This is a genomic window from Billgrantia kenyensis (genome assembly GCF_013697085.1).
GTDB classification, from domain to species: domain Bacteria; phylum Pseudomonadota; class Gammaproteobacteria; order Pseudomonadales; family Halomonadaceae; genus Halomonas; species Halomonas kenyensis.
Genome location: NZ_JACEFT010000058.1, coordinates 1 through 8683, shown reverse-complemented (window position 1 = coordinate 8683; position 8683 = coordinate 1). Strand labels below are relative to the sequence as shown.

Below are 8683 nucleotides of genomic sequence, written 5' to 3'. Positions count from 1 at the left end.
TCATTGTGTGTTCCCGTTGTGTGTCTTGTTGGCGAGCAGCGCGCTCAAACGCTGCACGACAATACTTTCCAACAAACAAATTGTTGTCAAACACAATGTTTGTATAAACATATTGTACGCATAACGAACAGTTAGAGTTAATAGAAAAACACAATTCAGACAAAGGGTTGCAGGGCTTCTCGGGGAGCGCATCATCAAATGATCACACGACCTCCCTTGCTAAAGTCGAATACGCAGCTGCTCAAGCGAGTGTCCGCTCACCAGAACGAGAGATGCCCCGGCCGCCAGGCCAGGGCATCAGACATGCAGCCGGTACTGCTCTAAAGGTCTACAGGAAAGCTCAGCGGAATCGATGAGCGTAATGTGGGGTAGCCGCAGACTCAGCCGAGCTGCAGGACGCTCGGCGGCGGTGGCTCGCGATACAGCTCCTCGACGATGGCGGCCCGGTTATCGAGCACGGCACGCTGGTTGATCGAGCCCTTGTCGGTAACCTCGTGGGCATCCAGCCGCGGCGGCTCGTCGAGCAGTACCAGGCGCCGCACCCGGGTGGAGCTGCCGGTGCTGTGAGCGTCCAGGTCGCGCAGCATCTGCCGGAAGCGCTCGCGCACCGGCTCGCTTGCCAGCACCGTGGCGGCATCGGCCTCGCGGCCCAGCCCCGCCAGCTCGCGGCACTTCTCCAGATCCGGGAACACCATGACCGAGATATAGGGCTTATCGATACCGGCGATCACCACGTCCTTCACGTGGGGGGCGCCGGCTTCGATGATACGCGCCCGCAGCGGCCCGACGCTGACCCAGGTGCCGGTATCGAGCTTGAAGTCCTCGGAGATGCGACCGTCGAAGCGCATGCCGCGCTGGGGGTCGTCCGGGTCGATGAACTTGACCGCATCGCCCAGGCAGTAGAAGCCCTCCTCGTCGAAGCTCTTGGCAGTGAGCTCCGGCTGGCGCCAGTAGCCCGGCATCACGCTGGGCCCCTTCACCCGGCACTCCAGCTTGCCGCTGTTGGGCACCAGCTTGATCGTCACACCGCGGGCCGGCAGGCCCACCACCCCCGACTTGGACTCCTCCAGAGAAGCGAACATGGCCGAGGGCGCAGTCTCGGTGGCGCCCAGCCCCGTGAGCATGCCCACCTTGCAGCCCAGGGTCTGGACGGCCAGCCGGTCGAGCTCGTCCCAGATGTGCTGGGAGAGCCCCGCCGCGGCGAAGAACATCAGGTTGAGCCGCGAGAAGAAGGTCTCGCGCAGGGCATCCTCGCGCTTCAGGTAATCCACCAGGATCTCGAAGCCCTTGGGCACGTTGAAGTAGACTGTGGGGGCGATCTCGCGCAGGTTGGCGATGGTCTTCTCGAACTCCCCCGGCACCGGACGGCCGTCGTCGATGTAGAGGCTGCCACCGTTGTACAGCGCGATGCCGATATTGTGGTTGCCGCCGAAGGTGTGGTTCCACGGCAGCCAGTCCACCAGCACCGGTGGCTGGTCGCGCAGGAACGGCATCAGCGACGCCAGCATCTCCTGGTTGGAGCAGAGCATGCGGTGCGTGTTGATCACGCCCTTGGGCATGCCGGTGGAACCCGAGGTGAACAGGAACTTGACGATGGTATCGGGGGTGACGGCCGCGCGGGCCGCATCCACCGCCTCGGTGGGGGGCGTATCCAGCAGCGCCTCGAAAGCGTCCAGATTGGGAAAGCCGGTGGGGTCCACCGCCACACAGCCACAGTCGGCCGGCTGCACCGCTGCCAGCGCCGGGGCAAAATCCTTGGCCTTGTCGACCAGCAGCAGGCCAGGGGTCAGCAGCTCGACGATATGGCGCAGCTTGGCGTAGTCGCGGCTGACCAGCGAATAGGCCGGCGAGATGGGGGCAAATGGCACGCCCACGTATAGGGCCGCCAGGGCCAACAGCATATGCTCGATGGAGTTGCCGCTGAGGATGACCAACGGCCGCTCGACGCTCAGCTCGTGATTCAGCAGCGCCTGGGCCAGGCAGCGCACGCGGCTCAGGGTGTCGGCATAGCTCAGGCGCAGCCATTCGCCGCTGGCATCGCGCCGCGCCACGAAGGTTCTCTCCGGCGCCTCGCTGGCCCAGCGCTCCAGACACTCGAGCAGCGTAGCGGGATAGTCGCCAAGAGGCTCCTCGATGCTGAGCAGTTGGGTGCCGTCATCGCGCGAGACCAGTTGGGCAGTGGCGGTGCCCAGGTGAACATCGCGAAAGGGGTGAAGCATGGGCGCTCCTGCTGTTGTGATCGTTGTCAGGGTCGAAAGGGGCATTCGCTACCCTCGGCCTGGGAGCCTTGGTAACATGGGTCCAGTATTTTTTTAAATTGTTGGATAGTCAAACATTTAACCACCATAACATTATATTGGGGAATGCCAGCAAAGGACGGTGAAAAGCAAGTAATTTCAAAAAGATATGTGGCACACCGGGCAAGACTCGCCACGCTTGGATGCGACTAAAGTTGACCCCCAAGCAGGCCCCGCCAGCCGCTATCCGATAGGCTATTCACTGATCCGCCCGCGTGGCTCACCCTAGGTCAGGACCCACATATCCATGAGCAACGACGACCAGAACGGAATCGACTACTCCATGCTGCAATCCCGCCTCGGCTACAAGCTACGCCGGGCGCAGCTCGTCTACTTCGACGTCTTCTTCGAAGCCTGCGCGCAGGAAGGCATCACGCCGGGGCTGTTCAGCATCCTCGCCATCATCTACCACAACCCGGGCTTGACCCAGTCGGCGGTTTCCACCGCTCTGGACGTGGACCGCTCCGCCATGGTGGCTGCCATCGACAAGCTGGAGAGCATGGAAGTGGTAGAGCGGCGCAAGTCGAAGAACGACCGCCGCTCCTATGCGCTCTACCTGACCGAAAAGGGCAAGGAATTCACCGAGCGGCTCAACCGCAAGGTCTCGACGGGCGAGGACCGTTTCGACAAGTTCATGAAAGAGGGCGAGCGCGAATGGCTGCTCGACCTGCTCGACCGCATCATCGAGAACCGCAAGGGCAACTGAGGCCCGTCGCTTGCCAAGCGTAGGGGGCGATACCATCGCCCCCTGCTACTTGCCTGGCTCGGCAGCTCAAATGGGGCTGCTCAAATAGGATAGTGTCGTGGGCCCAGTTGCACCGTGATCCAACGCAGCTCGGTGAACTCCTCGATGCCCGCCTTGCCACCGAAGCGCCCGTAACCGCTGGCCTTGGTACCGCCGAAGGGCATCTGCGGCTCGTCGTGCACCGTCGGCGCATTGATATGGCAGATGCCCGAGCGGATCTTCCCGGCCACCTTCATCGCCCGCGCCGTATCGCGGCTGAACACCGCCGCCGAGAGGCCGTACTCGCTGTCGTTGGCGATGCGAATCGCCTCCTCCTCGCCATCGACGCGGATCACCGCCACCACCGGCCCGAAGGATTCCTCGCTGTAGAGGCGCATCGACGGCGTCACACCATCCACTACCGTGGCCGGCATGATCACCCCATCGGCCCGGCTGCCGGCGGCCAGGCGCGCGCCGTGGCTCTCGGCATCGTCGAGGAGCGCATTGAGCTTCTGCCCCGACTCGGCGTTGATCAGGGTGCCCAGGGCGTTGCCCTCGCCGCGCGGATCGCCGACCTTGAGCGCCGCGGCGCGGGTGGCCAGCTTGTCGACGAAGGCATCGGCCACCGAGGCATCGACGATCAGTCGCTCGGTGGACATGCAGATCTGCCCCTGGTTGAAGAAGGCACCGAAGATCGCCGCATCCACCGCGGCATCCAGATCGGCATCGTCCAGCACCAGGAACGGCGCCTTGCCACCCAGCTCCAGCAGCACCGGCTTGAGATAGTGTGCGGCCTTCTCGGCGATGATCCGCCCCACCCCGGTAGAGCCGGTGAAGTTGATGCGCGTCACCTCGGGGTGGGCGATCAGCGTCTCGACGATCTGCGGGGCCTCGTGGGGGGCATTGGTGACCACGTTGACCACGCCCTCACCGAGGCCGGCCTCCACCAGCACCTCACCGATCAGGTGGTGGGTCGCCGGGCACTGCTCCGAAGCCTTGAGGATCACCGTGTTGCCGCACGCCAGCGGCGTGGCCACGGCCCGGGTGCCGAGAATGATCGGCGCGTTCCACGGGGCGATACCCACCACCACGCCGCAGGGCACGCGGATGCCCATGGCCAGGTTGTCGGGCACGTTGGAAGGGATCACGTCGCCCTGAATCTGGGTGGTCAGCGCCGCCGCCTCGCGCAGCATGCCGGCGGCCACCATCACGTTGAAGCCGGCCCAGCCCGGCGTGGCGCCGGTCTCGTCCACCATGCGCTCGATGAACTCCGCCTGGCGCGCCTCCATCAGCTCTGCCGCCTTGAGCAGCTTGCCGCGCCGCTCGCCGGGGCCAGTCTGCGACCAGGTCGCGAAGGCACGGCCCGCGGCATCTGCCGCCGCCTTGACATCCTCCACCGAAGCCGCCGCCGCCGTGGTCGCCACCTCACCCGTGAACGGGTTGCGGCGTTCGAACGTTCCTTCTCCAGAGGCAGCCTTGGCCTGGCCGCCGATCAGCAATCCGAGGGTCGTCATGGGTCACTCCATTGCGTTGTTTTCAGCGTCGTCCGCTCTCATTTTCCCCGAAGCCATGCGCCACATAAGGCAAAATCAGCGGGATTAGTTGGACTTTTCCCGCATCGGGATTGGACTTTAGTCTCGCTCTTCAGCTGGTTCCACTCGGCACTCGTCACGCAGCTCGAGCGCCCGCTGATACACCTCGCGCGCATTGTCGATACCGCGCTGCTCGAGGCGCGCCAGGTAGGCCTCCGTCCCCTCGTTGAGCGGGCCAGACCAGTCCGGATCGTTCAGGGGATCTTCCACCGTGTTGATGGTGCCGCCCTGAGCCTCGGCCTCCTCTCGGCCCTCCCGATCCAGCCGCGCATAGACCTCGCCGGCCCGACGGGTCCAGGTCATGCCGCTGACCTCGTCGATGGCGGCCTGCTGCTCCGGCGAAAGACGCTCGTAGCTCTCACGGTTCATGACCGCTACCGCCACCCCAGTGTAATAGGGCACCTCGAGGTGATGGTCGGCCAGCTCGTTGATACCGAAGGTCTTCATCGCCTGCCAGGGGAAGCTCAGGCCATCCATCACGCCGCGCTGCAGCGAGGTGTAGATGTCCGGCGCCGGCATGCCAACGGGGTTGGCCCCCAGACGCTCGAGGATTTCCCCAGCCACGTCGCTGGGGCGACGAATGCGCAGGCCGCGCAAGTCATCGGGCGCTTCGATCTCATGGCCCCGGGTGTGCAGGTAAGCGGGCCCGGTGGTGAACAGGTAGAGCACCTTCACGTCATCGTACTCGTCGGCGATGTGGCCCTCGTCATACAGCGTCTGCAGAATGCAGCCACCTTGGGGAGCACTGGTGGAAACCCCCGGCAGTTGGACGATTTCCGAGAGCGGGAAGCGACCGGCGGTGTAGCCCTGCATGGTGATGGCGATATCGGAAATGCCGTTGACCGTGCCCTGGTAGGCCTGCTCGGAGCGGCTCAGGGTCTGGGAGGGATAGTTTTCGACGGCCAGCTCGCCGCCGGTGGCTTCTTCGACGTGCTTGGCCCAGGCCTCGAATATCTCCTTGTTAACGTCGGAGTTGGCCGGCCAGAAGTGCGACATGCGCAGGGTGTCGGCGTGGGCGCTGAAGACGATGCCCGCCGCACAGGCGGCGAGCAGGCTGCGGGAGATAGTGTGTTTCATGGCGTGTCCTCTCTTATCGTTGTAGTGGTGGTGTGATGTGACTCAGGTGGGTAGGGTCGGCACCTCGATCAGCAGCGGGCGATCCATTGCAAATCCTTCATGCAGCGCCTGGGCCAGGGCCTCACAGGTATCGGCCAGACGTGCTTCGACCCCATAGCCGCGGGCCAGAGCGCAGAAGTCGATGTCGGGTACATCGAGCCCGGGAGCGTCGTCGACTTTCATATGCTGAGCAAAGCCGCGCAGGGCGCCGTAGGTGCCGTTCTTGAGAATGATCAGCACCGCCGGAATGCGATACTGGGCGGCGCTCCACAGCGCGGTGATGGCGTAGCTGGCCGAGCCGTCGCCGATCACGCCGATGACCTGACGCTGAGGCTGGGCGAGCTGCACGCCGAGCGCCGCCGGCAGGCCGAAACCGAGCCCGCCTGCGGCCGGGAAGAAGTAGCTGCCAGGCTCACGCATGCCCACGCGCTCCCAGAAGATCTCCACCGTCGAGGTCGACTCCTTGACGTAGATGGCATCCTCCGGCGCCAGCGCATCCAGGGTGTCGAACACGTTGGCCGGTGCCAGACGCCCCTCGGCATCCTCTACCGATGCCGGTTTGGGCAGCGGCTCGGGCATGGCCCGCCTGCTCTGCTCGACGTGCGGCAGCAGCGCTGCGAGGGTCGCAAGCACGTCGCCCACCAAGGCGTCGCCCATGGGGGCGCGAGCCGCCTCGTTGGCATCGCCGGTGACATGCACCAGGCCCGCCCCTTCGGGCAGATAACGCCCCGGCGCGTACTTGTGATAGCGGAACACCGGAGCGCCGACGACCACGATCAGATCGTGCCCTTCCAGGTGTGCGGTAATGCCGGCAATGGCCGCAGGCAGCACGCCGCGGAAGCACGGGTGTCGGTTGGGAAACGGACAGCGTGAGGCGGAAGGCGCTACCCACACCGGCAGGCGCAGGCGCTCGGCCAGCTCCACGGCCAGACCGTTGGCCTCGCGGGCATCGACCTCCGGCCCCAGCACCAGCACCGGGTTCTCGGCGGCATTGAGCCGCTGCGCCAGGCGCTCGAGCCGCTCGGATGATGGCACCCCAGCGTGGGCGATCTCGCGCTCTACGACCAATGCCGCGTCATCACCGGCTTCGCGATCCCAGTCGTCGTGAGGGATCGAGACATAGACCGGCCCCCGCGGCGGCAACGAGGCGCTATGGATGGCCTGGCTCAGCGCACGGGGCACGTCTTCGGGGCAGGCCGGCTCGTAGCTCCACTTCACCAGCGGCTTCGGCAACTGCGGTGCATCCACGTTGGCCAGCATCGACTCCACGCCGATCATCGAGCGCGCCTGCTGCCCGGCGGTGATCACCAGCGGCGAGTGCGAATACCAGGCGTTGGTCAGCGCCCCCATGGCATTGCCAGTGCCCGCAGCGGCATGCAGGTTGATGAACGCGGGTCGGCCACTCGCCAATGCAAAGCCATCGGCCATCCCAGCCACTACGCCTTCGTGCAGCCCCAGCACATAGCGAAAATCCTCGGGAAACCCCTTGAGAAAAGGCAGCTCATTGGAGCCGGGATTGCCGAAAACGGTGGTGATTCCTTGATGACGCAGGAGCGAATAAGTGACGGCGTGAACGCTCGGCATGCTGGATTCCTTGTTCAGTGCGTGCCTACACGCTAGAGAGTACAAGCAACATCAAGCAAATCGATATTTTTTCTATGAAACATAAATACTATCTATTCCATCCAAGCCGAGTAAGGTGTAACGATGAAACTCGATAACAACATGCCAGCAAACGAGGACGCACATGTCACAGCCAGACCTGAACCTGATTCGTGTATTCGTCATTCTGTACGAGACGGGCAGCGTCACGCATACGGCAGAGCGGCTTCACGTCACCCAGCCTTCCGTCAGCTATGCCCTCTCACGTCTGCGCGAACTGTTCAATGACCGGCTGTTCATTCGCACGCACCAGGCCATGGAGCCGACCATGACGGCCCGCCAGCTCTATCCCACCCTCAAGGAGTCGCTGCAACAGCTGGAAAATACCATCGAAAGTCGACAGCACTTTTCTCCCGAGACGTGCCGCCTGAGGTTTCGGCTGGCCCTGACCGACCTGGGCGAAGCCTCCTTTCTTCCGATTATCCTGCAGCATCTGCAGGCCCAGGCTCCCGATGTGGAGCTGGAGGTCATCCCCTTGCAGATCGACCGCGCCGACGAGTGGCTTATCAACGGCCAGGTCAATGCCATCATCTGCAGTAGGCCTATCAAGTCGTCGAGTATCGAGCGCCATGTTATTGCTCAGGATCGCTACGTCTGCCTGGGGCGACCCTCCGCCTTCCATGCCGGGCCACTCGATCTGGAAACCTTCACTTCGTCTCGCCATGTGGTGGTGGCCAGCACCTCGGGGCACAGCCTGGCGGAAGAGAAGATGCAGGAGTTGGGGATCGAAAGAAAGGTCAGTCTGGAAGTTCCGCACTTCCTCATACTGCCCAAGATACTTCGTCAGAGCGATTTGCTCGGCATCGTTCCGGTACATATCGCCCGGCAGTTCGCCGCCGACGGGGAGCTATGCATTCAACCACTGCCGTTCCACGTGCCAGATTTCAACATCTCCCTTTATTGGCGGTCTCAAGCATTCCATTCGCCGGCGCAGCGCTGGTTCTGCAATACGATTGTGCAAGCCATCGCATCTCTCGATCTCACCCTCACCGAAGAGACCGGGTCCTGATAAGCCAAAAAAGCCAGCCATCAGCATCCGGATAAAAGCGGCTTATATGATCTATATGAACTTTCGATATGGGCAGCTTTTCCGGATTAACCTCTTTTAACAGAAGCGTTTTTTCCGCGATCTGCTTCCTGTTATTCCCACGCTACAACTTTGGCATGGTTGCTTGTCGTCTCTGCTCTCCACTAGCGTAAATTTCGCAATGCGCATTTATGTTCGCATTACGAACCGGGCGTATTCGCCCGTGCAAAACAACGACACGCACACCAGTGGGAACACACAATGG

General features: G+C 63.1%; 6 protein-coding genes. 2 read left to right on the top strand and 4 right to left on the bottom strand.

Going from position 1 to position 8683, the window contains the following annotated elements; all coding sequences use genetic code 11:
• Positions 1 to 380 precede the first annotated feature (380 nt).
• Entirely contained in the window at positions 381 to 2219 is a 1839-nt protein-coding gene (locus H1D44_RS20325; protein ID WP_181517093.1) for a feruloyl-CoA synthase, read from the bottom strand.
• Positions 2220 to 2544: 325 nt separating this feature from the next.
• On the opposite strand from H1D44_RS20325, the gene H1D44_RS20320 reads away from it, so the two are divergent.
• Positions 2545 to 3003, top strand: coding sequence for a MarR family winged helix-turn-helix transcriptional regulator (locus H1D44_RS20320; RefSeq protein ID WP_181517092.1), 459 nt, complete (start codon positions 2545 to 2547; stop codon positions 3001 to 3003).
• 80 nt (positions 3004 to 3083) lie between these two features.
• Here H1D44_RS20320 and H1D44_RS20315 read toward each other — a convergent pair whose 3' ends face one another.
• The 3 genes from H1D44_RS20315 to mdlC form a co-directional block, all read right to left on the bottom strand.
• Positions 3084 to 4535, bottom strand: coding sequence for an aldehyde dehydrogenase (locus H1D44_RS20315; protein WP_181517091.1), 1452 nt, complete (start codon positions 4533 to 4535; stop codon positions 3084 to 3086).
• Positions 4536 to 4652: 117 nt separating this feature from the next.
• Positions 4653 to 5690: a TRAP transporter substrate-binding protein gene (locus tag H1D44_RS20310; RefSeq protein WP_181517090.1), complete on the bottom strand. Its 1038-nt coding sequence runs from the start codon at positions 5688 to 5690 to the stop codon at positions 4653 to 4655.
• 42 nt (positions 5691 to 5732) lie between these two features.
• Complete coding sequence (gene mdlC / locus H1D44_RS20305) at positions 5733 to 7313, bottom strand: benzoylformate decarboxylase (RefSeq protein WP_181517089.1); 1581 nt, start codon at positions 7311 to 7313, stop codon at positions 5733 to 5735.
• 163 nt (positions 7314 to 7476) lie between these two features.
• On the opposite strand from mdlC, the gene H1D44_RS20300 reads away from it, so the two are divergent.
• Positions 7477 to 8400, top strand: coding sequence for a LysR family transcriptional regulator (locus H1D44_RS20300; RefSeq protein WP_181517088.1), 924 nt, complete (start codon positions 7477 to 7479; stop codon positions 8398 to 8400).
• Positions 8401 to 8683 lie beyond the last annotated feature (283 nt).

Excerpts from the sequence above, each read along its gene's own strand:
- H1D44_RS20300 (WP_181517088.1), top strand. The coding sequence starts at position 7,477 with ATGTCACAGCCAGACCTGAACCTGATTCGTGTATTCGTCATTCTGTAC.
- mdlC (WP_181517089.1), bottom strand. The coding sequence starts at position 7,313 with ATGCCGAGCGTTCACGCCGTCACTTATTCGCTCCTGCGTCATCAAGGA.
- H1D44_RS20320 (WP_181517092.1), top strand. The coding sequence starts at position 2,545 with ATGAGCAACGACGACCAGAACGGAATCGACTACTCCATGCTGCAATCC.
- H1D44_RS20315 (WP_181517091.1), bottom strand. The coding sequence starts at position 4,535 with ATGACGACCCTCGGATTGCTGATCGGCGGCCAGGCCAAGGCTGCCTCT.
- H1D44_RS20310 (WP_181517090.1), bottom strand. The coding sequence starts at position 5,690 with ATGAAACACACTATCTCCCGCAGCCTGCTCGCCGCCTGTGCGGCGGGC.
- H1D44_RS20325 (WP_181517093.1), bottom strand. The coding sequence starts at position 2,219 with ATGCTTCACCCCTTTCGCGATGTTCACCTGGGCACCGCCACTGCCCAA.